This is a genomic window from Herbinix luporum (genome assembly GCF_900070325.1).
In the GTDB taxonomy this organism is placed as follows: Bacteria; Bacillota; Clostridia; order Lachnospirales; family Lachnospiraceae; genus Mobilitalea; species Mobilitalea luporum.
Window position 1 is genome coordinate 785603 of the sequence record NZ_LN879430.1, and the last position, 16863, is coordinate 802465.

At 34.5% G+C, this 16863-nt stretch carries 15 protein-coding genes; 12 read left to right on the forward strand and 3 right to left on the reverse strand.

Annotated elements, in window-relative coordinates; all coding sequences use genetic code 11:
• Window positions 1–58: 58 nt before the first annotated feature.
• The 4 genes from SD1D_RS03610 to SD1D_RS03625 all read left to right on the forward strand — a co-directional run bounded on the left by SD1D_RS03610 (window position 59) and on the right by SD1D_RS03625 (window position 4353).
• Complete coding sequence (locus tag SD1D_RS03610) at window positions 59–799, forward strand: DUF554 domain-containing protein (protein WP_058257656.1); 741 nt, start codon at window positions 59–61, stop codon at window positions 797–799.
• A gap of 174 nt (window positions 800–973) precedes the next feature.
• Complete coding sequence (locus SD1D_RS03615) at window positions 974–2362, forward strand: beta/alpha barrel domain-containing protein (RefSeq protein ID WP_058259183.1); 1389 nt, start codon at window positions 974–976, stop codon at window positions 2360–2362.
• A 98-nt stretch (window positions 2363–2460) separates the two neighbouring features.
• Window positions 2461–3627: an isocitrate/isopropylmalate family dehydrogenase gene (locus tag SD1D_RS03620; RefSeq protein ID WP_058257657.1), complete on the forward strand. Its 1167-nt coding sequence runs from the start codon at window positions 2461–2463 to the stop codon at window positions 3625–3627.
• Between the two features lie 54 nt (window positions 3628–3681).
• On the forward strand, window positions 3682–4353 hold the full coding sequence (locus SD1D_RS03625; RefSeq protein WP_087758751.1) for a GntR family transcriptional regulator: 672 nt from the start codon (window positions 3682–3684) through the stop codon (window positions 4351–4353).
• Window positions 4354–4419: 66 nt separating this feature from the next.
• Here the strand turns inward: SD1D_RS03625 and SD1D_RS03630 are convergent, their stop codons facing one another.
• Window positions 4420–6387, reverse strand: a complete 1968-nt coding sequence (locus tag SD1D_RS03630) for an ABC-F family ATP-binding cassette domain-containing protein (protein ID WP_058257658.1) — start codon at window positions 6385–6387, stop codon at window positions 4420–4422.
• A gap of 182 nt (window positions 6388–6569) precedes the next feature.
• Here SD1D_RS03630 and SD1D_RS03635 point away from each other — a divergent pair, with 182 nt between their 5' ends.
• The 7 genes from SD1D_RS03635 to SD1D_RS03665 all read left to right on the forward strand — a co-directional run bounded on the left by SD1D_RS03635 (window position 6570) and on the right by SD1D_RS03665 (window position 12748).
• Window positions 6570–7214 (forward strand): redox-sensing transcriptional repressor Rex, encoded by a 645-nt coding sequence (locus SD1D_RS03635; protein ID WP_058257659.1) that lies wholly within the window; start codon window positions 6570–6572, stop codon window positions 7212–7214.
• A 48-nt stretch (window positions 7215–7262) separates the two neighbouring features.
• Window positions 7263–7880, forward strand: a complete 618-nt coding sequence (locus SD1D_RS03640; protein WP_058257660.1) for a hypothetical protein — start codon at window positions 7263–7265, stop codon at window positions 7878–7880.
• 5 nt (window positions 7881–7885) lie between these two features.
• The gene (gene acpS, locus SD1D_RS03645) at window positions 7886–8251 is read left to right on the forward strand and encodes a holo-ACP synthase (RefSeq protein WP_058257661.1); all 366 of its coding nucleotides are present in this window, start codon (window positions 7886–7888) and stop codon (window positions 8249–8251) included.
• A gap of 29 nt (window positions 8252–8280) precedes the next feature.
• A complete protein-coding gene (locus SD1D_RS03650; RefSeq protein ID WP_162287264.1) occupies window positions 8281–9789 on the forward strand; it encodes an NAD(P)H-hydrate dehydratase in 1509 nt (502 codons plus the stop codon).
• Window positions 9790–9819: 30 nt separating this feature from the next.
• Window positions 9820–10950 carry an alanine racemase gene (gene alr, locus SD1D_RS03655; RefSeq protein ID WP_058257663.1) on the forward strand — a complete coding sequence of 377 codons (1131 nt, stop codon included), beginning with the start codon at window positions 9820–9822 and terminating at the stop codon, window positions 10948–10950.
• Window positions 10951–11044: 94 nt separating this feature from the next.
• On the forward strand, window positions 11045–11413 hold the full coding sequence (locus tag SD1D_RS03660) for a type II toxin-antitoxin system PemK/MazF family toxin (RefSeq protein ID WP_058257664.1): 369 nt from the start codon (window positions 11045–11047) through the stop codon (window positions 11411–11413).
• A gap of 27 nt (window positions 11414–11440) precedes the next feature.
• Entirely contained in the window at window positions 11441–12748 is a 1308-nt protein-coding gene (locus SD1D_RS03665; protein ID WP_058257665.1) for a hemolysin family protein, read from the forward strand.
• Window positions 12749–13137: 389 nt separating this feature from the next.
• Here the strand turns inward: SD1D_RS03665 and SD1D_RS03670 are convergent, their stop codons facing one another.
• Both SD1D_RS03670 and SD1D_RS03675 read right to left on the reverse strand, forming a co-directional pair.
• Complete coding sequence (locus SD1D_RS03670) at window positions 13138–13551, reverse strand: hypothetical protein (RefSeq protein ID WP_058257666.1); 414 nt, start codon at window positions 13549–13551, stop codon at window positions 13138–13140.
• Between the two features lie 35 nt (window positions 13552–13586).
• Complete coding sequence (locus SD1D_RS03675) at window positions 13587–14804, reverse strand: methyl-accepting chemotaxis protein (RefSeq protein WP_058257667.1); 1218 nt, start codon at window positions 14802–14804, stop codon at window positions 13587–13589.
• A gap of 272 nt (window positions 14805–15076) precedes the next feature.
• On the opposite strand from SD1D_RS03675, the gene SD1D_RS03680 reads away from it, so the two are divergent.
• Entirely contained in the window at window positions 15077–16861 is a 1785-nt protein-coding gene (locus SD1D_RS03680) for a sensor histidine kinase (RefSeq protein WP_087758752.1), read from the forward strand.
• The last annotated feature ends 2 nt before the right edge of the window (window positions 16862–16863 follow it).

Genomic DNA, 16863 nt, shown 5'->3' on the forward strand with positions numbered 1-16863 from the left:
GTTTTTAGAAATATTCATATGGAGGAAAGATCGGAATATCCGGTTTTATGTGATAGATATGATTGGTTTGGGAACCTTGGGAAATATTGCCCTTATTCTGATTGGCTCTACTATTGGACTGGTAATTAAGGGAGGACTAAAGAAGCGGTTTCAGGATACCATAATGAGCGCCCTGGGGCTTGCGGTAATCTTTATAGGAATTAGTGGGGCATTAGAGGGATTGCTGGTAATTGAGGATGGGAAGATTAGCAGTTCTAATATAATGCTTATGATTGTATCCCTGGCTATAGGGGGCTTTTTAGGTGAAGCCATTAATATTGAAGACAAGCTAGATCAGGTTGGTGAATGGTTAAAGGGCAAATTAAAAATAACAAAGGAAAAAGATAAGGGATTTGTTCAGGGCTTTGTCAACAGTTCCTTGTTATTTTGTGTAGGAGCCATGGCTATTATAGGATCTTTAAAAGACGGTCTTTTTGCAGATCCGACAATACTGCTGGCTAAAGGATTTATTGATGGTGTTGTTGCCATATTTTTTGCCTCTACTTTAGGAATAGGTGTGTTTTTTTCAGTAATTCCGGTGGGGATTTACCAAGGAATTATTACCTTGGCAGCAGGATATATTGAACCCTATTTAAGTGAAAGATTAATCACAAATCTTTCATTTGTAGGATCAATCCTAATATTTGCTATCGGTATAAACATGATTTTCGGTAAAAAAATCAAAAGCGGAAATTTGCTTCCTGCCGTACTAATACCCATAATTTATGAAATTATCTTAAATTTTTATAACCACAATTAAATATATTTCTCCATGACTTAATAAGGCTATATAAAACCTAAAAAAATGCCAATAATTAAAGGTTTTATATGGCCTTTTTTATTACAAAATATAAGATTGACATTAGCTGTATTATTGTATACAATTATACAAACTAAAAATGCATATAAAATTAAAGGGAATGGAGATAAGCTTATGGAACAAAGAAAAGTATTTATTAATCCTCAAAATAACCTTCTTCAATTGGAAGAGCCTATTTACAAATTGGTTGAAGTTGATCAACCCAATACATTTCGTAATTTATTCCCCTATGATGAAATTCCTAAAATTGCATTTAACGACAGAATTGTACCACATAATTTTCCTGATGAAATTTTTATTACAGATACCACATTTAGAGACGGGCAGCAGTCTAGGGCACCCTATACAACTGAGCAGATTGTAACAATATATGACTACCTCCATCGTTTAGGGGGACCTAAGGGTATTATCAGACAATGCGAATTTTTCTTATATAGCAAAAAAGATAGGGATGCAGTATATAAGTGTATGGAAAAGGGATATAAGTTTCCTGAGATTACATCCTGGATTCGTGCCAGTAAGAAAGACTTTGAGTTGGTTAAAGAAATAGGAATGAAGGAAACCGGAATTTTAGTAAGCTGTTCTGACTATCATATCTTCTATAAGATGAAGATGACCAGACGTAAGGCTATGGAACACTATTTAAATATAGTTAGGGAATGTCTTGATACCGGCATTGCAGCCCGCTGTCACTTAGAAGACATAACTAGGTCTGATATCCATGGATTTGTTATTCCACTTTGTTATGAACTGATGAAATTAAGTAAAGAATATAATCTGCCGGTTAAAATAAGAGCTTGCGATACCATGGGTTATGGTGTCAATTTCCCCGGTGCGGTTATTCCCCGGTCTGTACAGGGAATTATCTATGGACTTATAAGTCATGCAGGGGTTCCTTCAAAATGGCTGGAATGGCATGGACATAATGATTTTTATAAGGCAGTAGTCAATTCTACCACAGCCTGGCTATATGGAGCTGCTGCAGTTAACTGTTCCTTATTTGGTATAGGCGAGAGAACCGGTAATACACCTTTAGAAGCCATGGTATTTGAATACGCCCAGTTAAAAGGTTCATTGGATGGTATGGATACCACAGTTATTACTGAGCTGGCCCAGTATTATGAAAAAGAAATCGGTTATAAGCTGCCTTCAAGAACCCCCTTTGTAGGCCAGAATTTCAATGTTACCAGGGCAGGTATCCATGCCGATGGACTACTGAAGAATGAAGAGATTTATAATATCTTTGATACGGAAAAATTCTTAAATCGTCCTGTCAGGGTTGCAATATCTAATACCTCAGGTCTGGCAGGAATAGCCCATTGGATTAACAGCTATTTTAATCTTAAGGATAAGGCAGTGGATAAAAATGATCCCTTGGTAGTTAAGGTGAAAGAATGGGTTGACAAAGAATATGAAGAAGGCAGGGTTACGGTTATTACAGATGAGGAAATCTTAAGCCAGATAAGTAAGGTTAAGAAAGAACTGGGTATAGATACTTGGTAAGACAAAAAGCAGACGGGTTGACAAGCTAGGTTAGTTAACTTACAATAAAACCTGGGATAAATTGAAAACTATAAAAACATAAGATTTGGAGGATGATGATGTTAAGAACCGAGCAAATTGAAGCAGCAAAAGAGAAGTTTGGACAATTACTGGCTGAGCAGTTGCAAAGAGTAGAAGAAATGAAAAAGCAAGGAGATTTTATTGATTATAAATCCTTGGATCAGATTATTATCGGAGTATGCGGAGGAGACGGTATAGGTCCTGCTATAACAGCTCAGGCCCAGAGGGTCTTAGAATATTTATTAAAGGATGATGTAAAGGCCGGTAAAGTGGTTTTTCGTAATATAGAAGGCCTTACCATTGAAAGAAGAGCCGCTGAAAAAGCTGCAATTCCTCCTGCAGTATTAGAAGAAATCAAAAAGTGTCATGTTATTTTAAAGGGACCTACAACAACACCAAGAAAAGGTGATCCTTGGCCCAATGTAGAAAGTGCCAATGTGGCCATGAGAAAGGAATTAGATCTTTTTGCTAATGTAAGACCTGTAAGAATTCCGGAGCAGGGAATTGACTGGACCTTCTATCGTGAGAATACAGAAGGAGCCTATGCAGTAGGCAGTAAGGGTGTTAATGTAACTGAGGATCTTGGAGTTGACTTTACTGTAGTAACTACTCAAGGTACCGAAAGAATTATAAGGGCTGCCTTTGAATTTGCAAAAAACAACAATAAAACAAGGGTTACTGCTGTAACTAAAGCAAATATTATCAAGACTACAGACGGTAAATTTTTAGATATTTTCTATGAGATTGCCAAAGAATATCCAGGTATTACAGCAGATGACTGGTATATTGATATTATGACAGCTAAACTGGTAGACGAGAAGAGAAGAAAGGATTTCCAAGTGGTAGTTCTCCCTAATTTATACGGAGATATAATTACTGATGAGGCAGCAGAATTCCAGGGCGGTGTAGGAACTGCCGGCAGCGCCAATATCGGTAAAAGATATGCTATGTTTGAAGCTATACATGGTTCTGCTCCTAGGATGGTACAAGAAGGCAGGGATATCTATGCAGATCCTTGCAGTATGATTCGTGCAGGGGCTATGCTTCTTGCCCATATCGGATATAAAGAGGAAGCCGATAAGCTATATCGTGCACTGGATATCTGTACCGTAACAGAGAAAAGGCTGGTTATCACAGGAAGAAATACCGGTGCTACCGGTGAAGAATTTGCAAATTACATCATGGATACAATCGCTGGCCTATAGCTTGTCAGTATTTATTAGGCAGAATTGTTGATGGATAAATAAGGAGGATTTTCCTTGGAAGAAATTGATCTTCAAAAAGAGATAGCTGACCGATACTCCCTAAGGGGCAGGGTATATAATGCAATCAGGGACAAAATTCTATCGGGAGCCTATCAAGAAAATGAAGAACTAAAAGAAATGACTCTTGCAAAAGAGCTAGGAGTCAGCAGGACTCCGGTTAGGGAAGCCTTAAGGCAATTGGAGTTAGAAGGCCTAGTTTCCATAACTCCCAATAAAGGAGCCTCTGTAACAGGTATAACAAAAAAGGATATTCATGATATTTATATAATAAGGTCTTATCTTGAAGGGCTTTGTGCCAAATGGGCCTGTGAAAATATAAGCAATACACAGATAGAGGCTTTGGAGGAAATTCTATATTTATCAGATTTCCATGCCAGAAGAAGCCATTTTGATCAGTTAGTGGAACTGGATAATAAATTCCATGATTTAATATATAAGGCCTCAGGCAGTAAGATTCTAAACCATGTACTGTCAGATTTTCATCAGTATGTGGAAAGAGTTCGTAAAGTCACCTTATCTAGGCCTTATAGAGCGGAAAAATCCCGCAAAGAGCATGCTGCAATTGTAGAAGCCATTAAAAAAAGAGACCAAAATCTGGCTGAAGCCTTAGCCAATGAGCATATCATGAATACCATTCAAAATTTAACAGAAGAAGGACTAGAGTAATATTGCATTAAATTAAACCCACCTACTTAATAAGAATGTATTTCTCATTAGCTAGGTGGGCTTTATTTATTCTTCAGCAGCTAACTGCTCCCATAGTTCTAGTAATTCTTCCAGTCTGGCTTCAACTTGCTTCTTTCTGCTATGAAGTTCCATTAATTTTTCCGGGTTAGTATATATTTCTTCTTGAATTAATAATGCATCGATTTCATCATTTTCGATTTCCAGAGCATGTATTTCATCCTCCGTCTTTTTTAATTCATTTTTCCTTTTCCTGATCCTTGCCTGTTCTTCTTTTTGCTGTTGCCAGGAAAGTTTATTGTTGCTTACAGTTTCACTATCTTTAGCTGAATTTGTATTTGGAATAGCCCAAGGCTTTCCTTTACTGCCGCTTGTTGTATCTTCTTGGGGTTTATTTAGATAGGCAGCCTCCACTTCAGGTTTTTTCTCCAAGTAATAATCATAATCACCAATATAATTTAGCAAATGTCCTTCTGTAAGATCTAAAATTCTTGTTGCTGTTTTATTAATAAAGTAGCGGTCATGGGATACATAAAGTATGGTGCCACTATAGGAGTTTAGTACATTTTCTAATATTTCCTTAGAGCTAATATCCAGATGGTTAGTAGGTTCGTCTAGGATTAAGAAATTAGCTTCGGATAGCATTAGCTTAGCTAAGGATACTCTTCCCCTTTCACCGCCGCTTAAATCCTTAATTTTCTTAAATACATCATCCTCAGTAAATAAAAAAGCCGCAAGGATATTTCTTACTGTGGTATTAGAAAGATGAGGATAAGTATCCTGCAGTTCATCAAATAAGGTTTTCTCAGGATTAAGTACCTGCATCTCTTGGTCATAATAACCTATATGGACTTTGGTACCTAGATGGATATTGCCGGCATCGGGTTTTAGGGAACCGGTTAATATTTTTAGTATGGTGGTTTTTCCTGTTCCGTTATTACCTATTATAGCCACCTTTTCTCCCCGTTTGATTTCAAAATTAATATCAGAAAATAACTTTAAGCTGCCATAGGATTTGGCAAGGCCTTCTACAGTAAGTACGTCATTTCCGCTTAAAATCCTGGGCTCTAGGGAAAATTTCATTTGCTTATTTTCTGTGGGTTTTTCAATAAGTTCAATTTTATCCAGCATTTTTTCACGACTCATTGCCCGTCGGATTGATTTTTCCCGGTTAAATGAACGGAGTTTTGCAATTACTTCTTCTTGATGTTTTATTTCTTTTTGCTGGTTAATATATGCTTTTAATTGAGCACTTTTTAGCATATCTTTTTTCTTAATATAGTCGGTGTAGTTGCCGCTATAAATATGGGCCTTATGATGTTCCAGTTCAATAATTTTACTAACTACTTTATCTAAAAAATATCGGTCATGGGCTACAATTATTACCGCACCGTCATAATTAATTAAGAAGGTTTCAAGCCATGCTATTGATATAAGGTCTAAATGGTTAGTAGGCTCATCTAGAAGAAGAATGTCCGGCTTTGATAAAAGGAGCTTACCTAGGGCTATTCGGGTTTTTTGTCCACCGGATAGGGTATCGACTTTTTTATGGAAGTCCTCCTCGGCAAATCCGAGTCCTTTTAAAATGCCTGTAACCTCGCTTTCATAGGCATAGCCGTTCTGGATTTCAAATTCATGGGTAATTCTGGTATAAGTGTTTAACATTTGATCCAGTTCTTTGCCTTGTGCGTTTTTCATCAAAAGTTCCAATTGGCGAATCCTATTAGAAAGCTCGATTATTTCCTGTTTTACATTGTACATTTCCTCATATATGGTATGGTTTGATTTTAAATCCTGATGTTGAGACAAATAACCTATGGTACTTCCTTTAGAAAGGATTACCTCTCCCTCATCGGCCATAAGCTCACCAATAATAATTTTTAGAAGGGTGGATTTTCCTGCACCATTAATCCCTACAATGGCCGCTTTTTCCCTATCGTTAATATGAAAAGAAATCCCTTTAAGAATTTCATTTGTTCCAAAGGATTTACTTATATTATTACATGATAAAACCATGATAATTTACCTCTTTCCAATCGCTGTGTCATAAAGTATGACTTATATATTTTAACATAAGCAAACAATCAAGTAAAGATTGACGAAAATCAGAAAAATTACAAGAAAGCAATAGATTGACTTATTATTAACAATCCAATATAATTAATTCATATAATTTGCACTTGGAAGGGAGGAATTAAATGCATAAAAAGCAGATATCCAAAGCAGTTATAAATAGATTACCAAGGTATTATCGTTATCTTGGAGATTTACTGGAAAAGGATGTTGTACGGATTTCATCTAAAGAATTAAGTGATAAAATGAAGGTAACAGCCTCTCAGATTAGACAAGATTTGAATAATTTTGGTGGCTTTGGTCAGCAGGGTTATGGTTATAATGTTGAATACCTCCATACGGAAATAGGTAAAATCCTAGGATTGGACAAGAAATACAATATAATAATAATAGGTGCCGGTAATTTGGGACAGGCCCTGGCTAATTATGTTGATTTTGAGAGAAGAGGCTTTTATGTAAAGGCTATTTTTGATATTAATCCAAGGTTGGTGGGATTGTCAATCCGTGGTATAGAGATAAAGAATATAGATGAGTTAAAAGAGTATATAACAATGAATCAGGTAGATATTGCCGCATTGACTGTGCCAAAAGCAAAGGCTCCACAGCTTGCTGCTGATCTTGCCAAATGGGGAATAAAGGGGATATGGAATTTTGCTCCCACAGATTTACATTTGGCTGAGGATATAATTGTTGAAAATGTACATTTGGCCGAAAGTCTTATGAAATTATCATATAAATTATCGGAAAAAAATAAAGCCAACGATAAATAAACATTGATTATTTGAAGCTATATGACTTTGTATAGGATTGGAATGCATATGAGAAAACGTGGTGATATTGATTTTAGCGCTATAGTAGCAAATAAGAAGTTTCCGATATTGACCCTAGATTCAAGATGGCATGAATTGTTCCCTGACGAAAAGAAAACCTTTGTTATTAAGGAAAAGGAGAAGCAACTTAATAATCTCTTAAAAAAACAGGGTAAACTGAATAATGATATTAAGGAGAGTAAAAAACTAAAAAAAGTATTTATTTCAGATATAATATCTAATATGGATACCCAGGATGAAAAAAAGAGTAAATTTTATGATAAGAGGTTAAAAAAGAACAGAGATTATATTAATGAGTTGAATAAGAAGATAGAAGAAGCTTCAGAAGAACTTGAAAATATTCCTGATAAAATTCAAAAAGCCAATGAGGAACTTTTGTTGGAAAGCATAAAATACTGCTATAAAAAATTTCATAACAATCAGAAGGAACTGGCTGAAATATCCCAATGGATATTAGATACAAGAGAAGAATTAAAGGAAAAAATTCTTAAAAAGCATGATATTGAGACAGCTAATAAAGCAATCTATAGTAATATGCATGATATTTTAGGACCGGAAATTATCGATATTTTTGACAGTATCCAAGATAGTAGTGTAGGGGAATGAGAAGCGTGATAACCGGAATTGGTGTAGATTTAATTGAAATTGAACGAGTGGCTTTAGCTTGTCAAAAGGAAGGCTTTCTTAACCGTTGCTTTACAGAGGATGAAATCAAGCTTATTGATAATAAATGGTCAAAAGCCGCCGGCAACTTTGCAGTTAAGGAAGCTGTAGCTAAGATGTTCGGTACAGGATTTAGGAAAATATCCTTAAAGGAGATAGAGGTACTACGAGATGAGCTTGGCAGGCCCTATGTGAATTTATATGGCAATGCTGCCAAATTAGCCCACGAACAGGAGATAACAACTATTCATGTATCTATTACAAATACAAAAGAATATGCCAATGCATTTGTTGTAGGAGAAAAACTTTGCTAAATACCATGATAAAAAAGTGGGGCTGTAAAATGAAGTATGTAGTAGATTCTAAAAAAATGAAAGAAATTGATAAGTATACCATTGATGTTATTAAAATACCTTCCTTGGTACTTATGGAGAGAGCGGCACTTAAGATAGTTGCCCAAGTTACGCAATATATAAAAAAGGAAGATCGTATACTGGTGGTATGCGGTCCCGGTAATAATGGTGCTGATGGAGTTGCAGCTGGGAGAATTCTGTTCTTACAGGGTTTTCAGGTTGCAATTCTTTTGCCATTTGAGAGAAATAATTGTAGCAAAGAAATGCAGCTGCAGCTTACAATAGCTGAAAATTTAGGCATAATAATTAATAACAGCTGTAGTTTAATTGAATATAATATAATAATTGACGCTATCTTTGGCATAGGATTATCTAAGCCCATAAGGGGAGAGCTGGCAGAACTAATTTCTGAAATTAACCGAGGAAATTATAAGGTGTTTTCTGCTGATATTCCCTCAGGGATATCCGCTGATACGGGAAAAGTGCTGGGTACTGCCATAAAAGCAGACTATACCATAACCTTTGGCTATATGAAACAGGGTTTATTGATGTATCCGGGAGCTGATTATGCAGGAGAAATAAGCTTAGCTGATATAGGTTTTCCCGGTAAAGCACTAACTTATGTAGGAGCTGATACTTTCTATTATACCAATGAGGATTTAAGCAAGCTTCCCATGAGAAAAAAAGACGGCCATAAGGGTACTTTTGGTAAGGTTTTAATAATTGCGGGCAATATCGGTATGGCAGGTGCGGCCTATCTGTCTGCTAAGGCTTGTTATAAAACCGGTGCCGGTATGGTTAAGGTACTGACTGCACATAAGAACAGGGATATTATACAGACATTACTTCCCGAGGCCTTATTTGCAGCATATGATTTAGATGAGGATTTACCCTCTATTATTGCCTGGGCCGATGTAATAGTTATTGGACCGGGACTGGGTATTTCAGAAAAAGCCGAAGAACTTTTGTCATTGGTGCTAAGTCAGAATAAGATACCGTTAATAATTGATGCAGATGCACTTAATATAATGGCAAAAAATTTAGATGGCAATTATATTTCTTGGAAGGAAAGGTTAAATAAGCTTAATGCCATGCTTCCAAAGCATACAATATTAACTCCCCATCCTATGGAATTGTCTAGACTTTTAGGTATAGATTTGTCTGACATTTCCCATAACATATTTGACATTGCAAATCAATGTTCTTATAATAATGAAATAGTATATGTTTTAAAAGATGCTAGGACATTTGTTGCCTCTGCCGGCAAAAAATATATTAATATTTCCGGAAATAATGGAATGGCAACCGCAGGGAGCGGAGATGTGCTGACAGGTATTATTGCAGGCCTTATGGCTCAGAAAGTCTCCTTTTATGAAGCGGCTTGCTTAGGTGTTTATATTCATGGTCTGGCAGGAGATATGGCAGCAGAAAAAACCGGTTATTATTCATTAATGGCCGAAGATATAGTAGAAGCTATATGTGGAGTTCTTAGTAGATAAATTTTTTAATAAGAAACTAGGTGAAGATAATTGGAAAGATGTGATTATTATAGGGCACAGGCAAATATAAACTTAGAAGCAATACGATCTAATATAAATCAAGTAAAAAGCAAATTAAAAAAAGATACTAAGCTTATGGTGATTGTAAAGGCCGATGCATATGGGCACGGCGCAGTGGAAGTTTCAAAGGCTTTAGAAAATGATATGGCAGATGCTTACGGGGTTGCAATTATTGAAGAAGCTATGGAACTTAGAAAAGCCGGAATAACAAAACCAATATTAATACTGGGATATACTCCTAAGGAACAGTTTGATTATGTTGTAGCATATGATGTAATGCAGACTGTATTTAGTTATGATATGGCAGCAGATTTGGCAAAAGAAGCAAAGAAGCAGCAAAAAACAGCAAAAATTCATATAAAGATAGATACCGGTATGTCTAGGATTGGCTTTAAGGATACTATAGAAAGTCTTAATGAGATTAAGAAAATTGCAGCATTAGATGGCATTAGTATAGCGGGTATTTTCTCCCATTTTGCCAGAGCCGACGAAATAGATAAAAGTAGTGCAAAACAACAGATAAAAAGATTTGATGACTTTTGTAAGTTGGTAAATGAGGCAGGTATACATATTCCTATACGGCATATGGCTAACAGTGCAGGAATAATTGAGCTTCCTTGTGCGGAGTATGATATGGTCAGATGTGGAATTGCAACTTATGGAATTTATCCTTCAGAAGAAGTAGATCATAAATCTATTAGATTAACTCCGGCTATGGAACTAAAAAGTCATATAATATATATTAAGGAAGTTCAGGAAGGCTGTGGCATCAGTTATGGTTCTACTTTTGTTACCAAGAGACCCACTAAGGTTGCCACAATTCCTGTAGGATATGCAGACGGGTATTCTAGGAATTTGTCCAATATAGGTAAGGTTATAATACGTGGTCAGTATGCACCCATTATAGGAAGAGTCTGTATGGATTATTTTATGGTTGATGTAACCGATATTGAAGGGGTAATTTGTGGAGATGTTGTGACCTTACTTGGCAGAGATGGAGAAAGAAGTATTAGTGTTAAACAACTGGCTGAGTGGTCCCATTCATTTCCCTATGAATTGGTTTGTACTGTGGGAAGAAGAATACCAAGAATATATTTTTAATCTATAATATCTAGTGAATGATATCACTTTATAGAATACACACGAAGAATTTGGCAATAATAAGGTTAAAGCCTACAATTGGAGTGTGAGTAAAGTGGTAATTAGAAGAGGAGATATATTTTATGCTGATCTTAGGCCGGTAGTCGGATCAGAACAGGGTGGTGTCCGGCCTGTGCTGATTGTTCAAAATGATACAGGTAACAAACACAGTCCCACAGTAATTTGTGCGGCTATAACATCAAAGATGAATAAGGCCAAGCTTCCCACCCATGTGGAACTGTCTGCTAATAAGTATGGAATAGTTAAGGATTCTGTTATTTTACTTGAACAGGTAAGGACAATTGATAAATCAAGACTAAAGGAGAAAGTATGCCATTTAGATCGAGATGTATTAAAGAAAATTGATAAGGCCTTAATTATTAGTTTGTCTTTAGATACATATTTTAAGCACATACAATTTTAATAAGAGAAGGAAGGGATTATTTTTACAATGGATAGTGACAATCCTTTATGGGGGATAGCAATAATACTACTGCTTATCCTGGTAATGGCAATTATGTCTTGCATAAAAGCGGCGATGGAGTATGTCAACGAGAATACAATAAGAAAAAAAGCAGAAGAAGGTAATAAAAAAGCACTGGTTTTATTAGACTTAATCGGTACAGATACAAAATATCAAGGCAGCTTATCACTAATGATATGTGCAGTAGAGATTATTACAGGAGTTTTTTTTCTGACATACCTTTTACAAGGACTAGGATTACTAGTAAATTTTATTTCTTTAACTTTATTGATTTTTATAATGACATTATTTGGCTTGATATTACCTAAAAAACTGGCTTTAAAATACTCAGAGCAGATTTGCTTTGGCCTTTATGGTCTGATTCGTTTATTCTTTATGGTAACCGGTCCATTTACTTGGATAATAGACAAAATTATGACTTTTCTTCTTAGGATATTTGGAATCTCTGCTAAAGAGATCTTGGTAAATGAAATAGAAGAAGAAATCATATCTATGGTTAATGAAGGCCATGAACAGGGAGTAATTGATGCCGGTAAGGCTGAGATGATATCTAATATAATTGAGTTAGATGATAAAGCAGCCGAAGATATTATGACCCATAAAAAACGTATTGTAGCAGTGGACGGAGAAATGACCATAGAAGAGGCATTAAAGTTTATGCTATCAAAGAATTACTCCAGATATCCCTTATATGTAGACAATCTAGATAATATTGTAGGAATATTACACCTAAAAGATATAATATCTGCTTACATATCTAAGGATAGCAAAAATATAAGATTACAGGATATAGCCAGGGAACCCTTTTTTATACCAGATACCCAAAGTGTAAATCTTTTATTCCATGAAATGCAGGCTAAGAATATACATATGGCCATAGTAGTCGATGAATATGGACAGACTTCAGGACTGGTAGCAATGGAAGATATTCTGGAAGAGATTGTAGGAAATATTCAAGATGAATATGATAAGGAAGAGAAGATGATTCTTCGTATGGATAAGGATTCCTGTGTGGTTAAGGGCTCCATAAGTCTTGAAGATTTGGAAGATAAGCTTGATATAAGGATTGACCACGAAGATTTTGACACTTTAAACGGATTATTAATATCTATTCTCGATAGGATTCCCGCAGACGGTGAAAAGGCTACTTTGCAATATGCAGGCTATAAGTTTGATATTCTTGAGACAATGAATAAGATGATAGGACAAGTAAGAATATCAAAACTTCCTGATACCAATGCTGGAGCACCGGATAAGACAGTTTATGAGCAGTAATGATTAATAAGTAAATAGTAAAACGCCGGCCTTATGGCCGGCGTTTTGGTAAACAACAGGGGTGTTAGTTTACCATAGCGTATAATAGGGTGGGAGTAGAAAGTGTTTTATCACTGTCTATGGTCATAGTATACAAAGGAAATGTGTTTATTTTGTGAATGCTTTATAAAATAAATATAAAATCAAAATTTTTTACTTTGAAAATGAAAATAAAAGAGTGTCTGCCAGGTATTGTCGACAGACACCCTCTAATCTATATTAATATAAGTAGGGAGGAGGAGAGTGATAAATTTAAATTTAACACTTTCTGATTAGAGTATAAAATAAATTTGTGTTCAAAGTATGGATAGAATAAAGACATTTTGTAAACAAATTGTTTCATTTTTATGTCAAATACCCATTTCACCTAACCAATTTAAGGCTTCCTCCTCAGTTTTAAAATGTAATACTAGCATTTCTTTAACTTCTGATAAGTTCTGATGTTTTTGAGACTGAAGCTTCATAGCCGCAGTGTTTCCGTCTAGAAAAGCAACTGCTTTACATCCTGCTTTTCCAAGAACAGAATGTAATTTTGTAAATGCTGCTGAGGTTTCCTTGCTTAAAATAGGGCTCATATTTGAAGGATCTGCAATATATGCAAAATCTTCACCTTGAAAGTTCTTAGCTAGTTCAAGAAGGTTCTTGATAAGATCTTCTACATATTCCGGCTTCCAAACCCCTACGCCGGCGGATTTTAGAATATTTCTTCCTTTAATAATTCCACAGTATCCTTCCGGTTTGTTAATAGTATGAATAAGTTCCATAATAAAACCCCCTTGTAAATTATTTATATTTAAATTTAATTATTAACTTTCTGTAATTGTGCTAATATTTCCCCTGATGCTTGGGTCATATCACTAATTTGATTGGCTATATCATTAACGCCTTCAGCTCCGTCACTGGAAGCTGCAACGATATGATCAAGGTTTGTTAGCAGCTCACTTATAGAGGTTAGCAATTCATCAGATGAGGTACTAAAATCCATAAATAAATTATTAATTTTTAAGGAATCTTCCTTATATTTATCTGCTACATTTTTCATAAAATTATAATCTGCATTGACATCTTCAGACACGAATCTTAGTAATTCGGAAGCATATATGGAAAGATTTTTTACTACTTCCTTCACTTTTTCGGTAATCTGATCTATCTGAGTAATGTTACTTTTGGATTGTTCTGATAGTTTACGTATTTCATCTGCAACTACAGCGAAACCTTTTCCATATTCCCCTGCTCTGGCAGCTTCTATGGAAGCATTAAGTGCCAGTAATTTAGTCTGTGAAATAATGTCGTTAATTGATTTAGATAAAATAGAAATTTGATCAGCAATTTTAGATTCCTCAATTGCTTTTTCCAGATGTAATTTAGTATCAGAAAAAATTAGATTAGCATTTTCTTGGGCCTTAGATACATTTTCCATGGTTTCTTGTGCACTTACTTTAATATCTTCAGAAGTTTTATATCCGGTTTGTGCTTTTTCTGAGAATTCCTGTACAGTTTCAGCAATTTCTAAGGATGTGGAAGCAATATCGGTAGATATAGCTGAGGTTTCTTCCATGGTAGCTGATAATTCTTCAGAGGTAGCAGCAATACTATCGATATTATTATGTAGATCTTCCATATTAGCAGATACATTTTTAAGGTTAATAATAGGAGGTAAACTACCTATTTTCTTTTCTTCATTATTGTTGCTTAACCTATCATTTATAAGTCTTGCCAGATTGCCTATTATATTGTCTAGTTCCATAAGATCAGTAATTATTGTTTTAGAGCTAGAGTTATTATCAGTTGATGTTAAATAAAAAATAAGTGAACGAAGAGGAGCTATATAATCTATCATTAAAAATCTTACTAATAAATAGGCTAGGCCAATAATTAAAATAGATATAAATATAGTTAAAATTTTTGTTCCGCTCTGGACATATTTAAGCCCGATTAAGTTGTTAAGTATAAATAAAATAGCTATACATAGCAAAAAAAATACTAGTTTGGTTCTTGATTTTTTGAATAAGGACATGTGTTAAACCTCCTAACCGTATTGTAAAATATGTAGAAAAAGATAATTTAATGTAACGTTCTTATTAACATTATAGCAATATGTATGATATCTTGCAAATAGAAAAGTACGATTCTTAGTGAAATAACAAAACTTATCTTTAATTTAGTCTAATTTTAGTTTATTATTAATAATGTGGCATTGATTAAATAATATTTATTGTATAAAATAAAATATATGTTTTTTATTAATTTATATGGTTTGTAAAAAATATATAAGGGTGCGAGGATATAATGAAAAATAAGCATAAGAAGATAAATAAGTTTAGTCTTAATAACTATAGAATAAGGACAAAATTACTGTTGGTTTATTGCTTCTGTGTTTTGATTCCTATTATTTTTACGGATGCTATCATTATTTATACAGTTCAAAAAAATTATAGGGAAAATCATATAAGGGATCTTACATATTCTATGGAGCGAGTAAAAACCAACCTAGCAGACAAAGTAAACAATTGCATATTATTCACATACAATCTATATTCAAATGAAAAATTAAATGAGTTTTTGACTAAGGAATATAAAAATCATCTGGATTATTATGAACATTATATGACAATGCTAAAATATAATAGTTTAAATTTTAATTATAATTATGGCCGCATTTATAAGATTATAATTTACGCAGATAATGATACCTTGGTAAGCGGAGGGAGCATTGCTAAATTAGACTCAGCTAAGGACACTAATTGGTACAAGGCATTTTTGGAAAGCGGACAAGACATATTTATATATAGCTATTATGATAGTGCAAAAAAGTATATACCGGGTAGCGGAACCAGTAGGACTATAAGTATTATACGTAGATTAAACTATTTTGACAAACAGGATATGAGTAAGATTTTAAAGGTGGATTTAGATTATAGCTATATGCTTAAAGATGTCCTTAATGAGAAAATAGACGGAGAAATTTATGTTAAAAACAAGAAAAACATATTATTTTCTAACAAACCTAGTGCCAGCGGTGTAAGAGAATATGAACCGGCAAGTAGTATAAATTCAGATCAGGCCACTATGTCCATGACCTTTCAAACCGGTTTTGAAGAGTGGGAAATACTTATAGTGGCTAAAGAAACACCTTTTTGGTCCGTCATATCTAAGAATATATGGCTAATACCTATTGTCTTATTTAATTTTTTTATTCCTACTATATTGATTTTCTTGATAGGTAAATCTATAAGTGGACGATTAAAGTTGGTTTCTTCTTATATGGGTAAGGTGGAAAACGAACAATTTGAACTTATCAAAATCAAAGAAGGGGAAGATGAAATAGGTAAACTTATCACCCGTTATAATATGATGGTAACTAAGATTAAAGAACTTATTGAGGTGGTATTTAAAGGTCAGGCTGAAAAACAGGCCTTGGAGCTGGCAAAAAAGAATGCTGAATTAAAAGCCCTCCAAAGTCAAGTTAATCCTCATTTTCTATTTAATACTTTAGAATCTATCAGAATGAGAAGTTTAATTAAAAATGAGCTTGAGACAGCTGAAATTATAGGAGGACTGGCTGTTTTATTCCGTAAAACAATGACTTGGGGAGACGATTATATAACAGTAGAAGAAGAAATGGAATTTGTAGAGAAATATATGGATATACAAAATTATAGATTTGGGGATAAGATTAGGTATTATCATTACGTAATGGATGAATGTAAAAAATGCTTAGTCCCTAAATTATCCATAAGTACATTTATCGAAAATGCCTGTGTTCATGGTATTGAGACAAGGGATAAGGAAGGTGTGATATCTGTAACCGTTACTAAGAAGGAGGAGTATCTTTTAATTGAGATTTCTGATAACGGAAAAGGTATAGATGATAATAGACTAAATGAGTTAAAAAATATGATAGAGGGTGCTGACAGTAGTATGTTATATAACACAAAAAGCACAGGTATACTTAACGCTTATTTACGGTTAAAGATGTATAGTAATAGTGATATTCTTTTTGATATTGATAGCAAACCTGATAGTGGTACTGATATTTTGATTGGGCTGCCTTTTAACAAAAGGGATAAATAGGA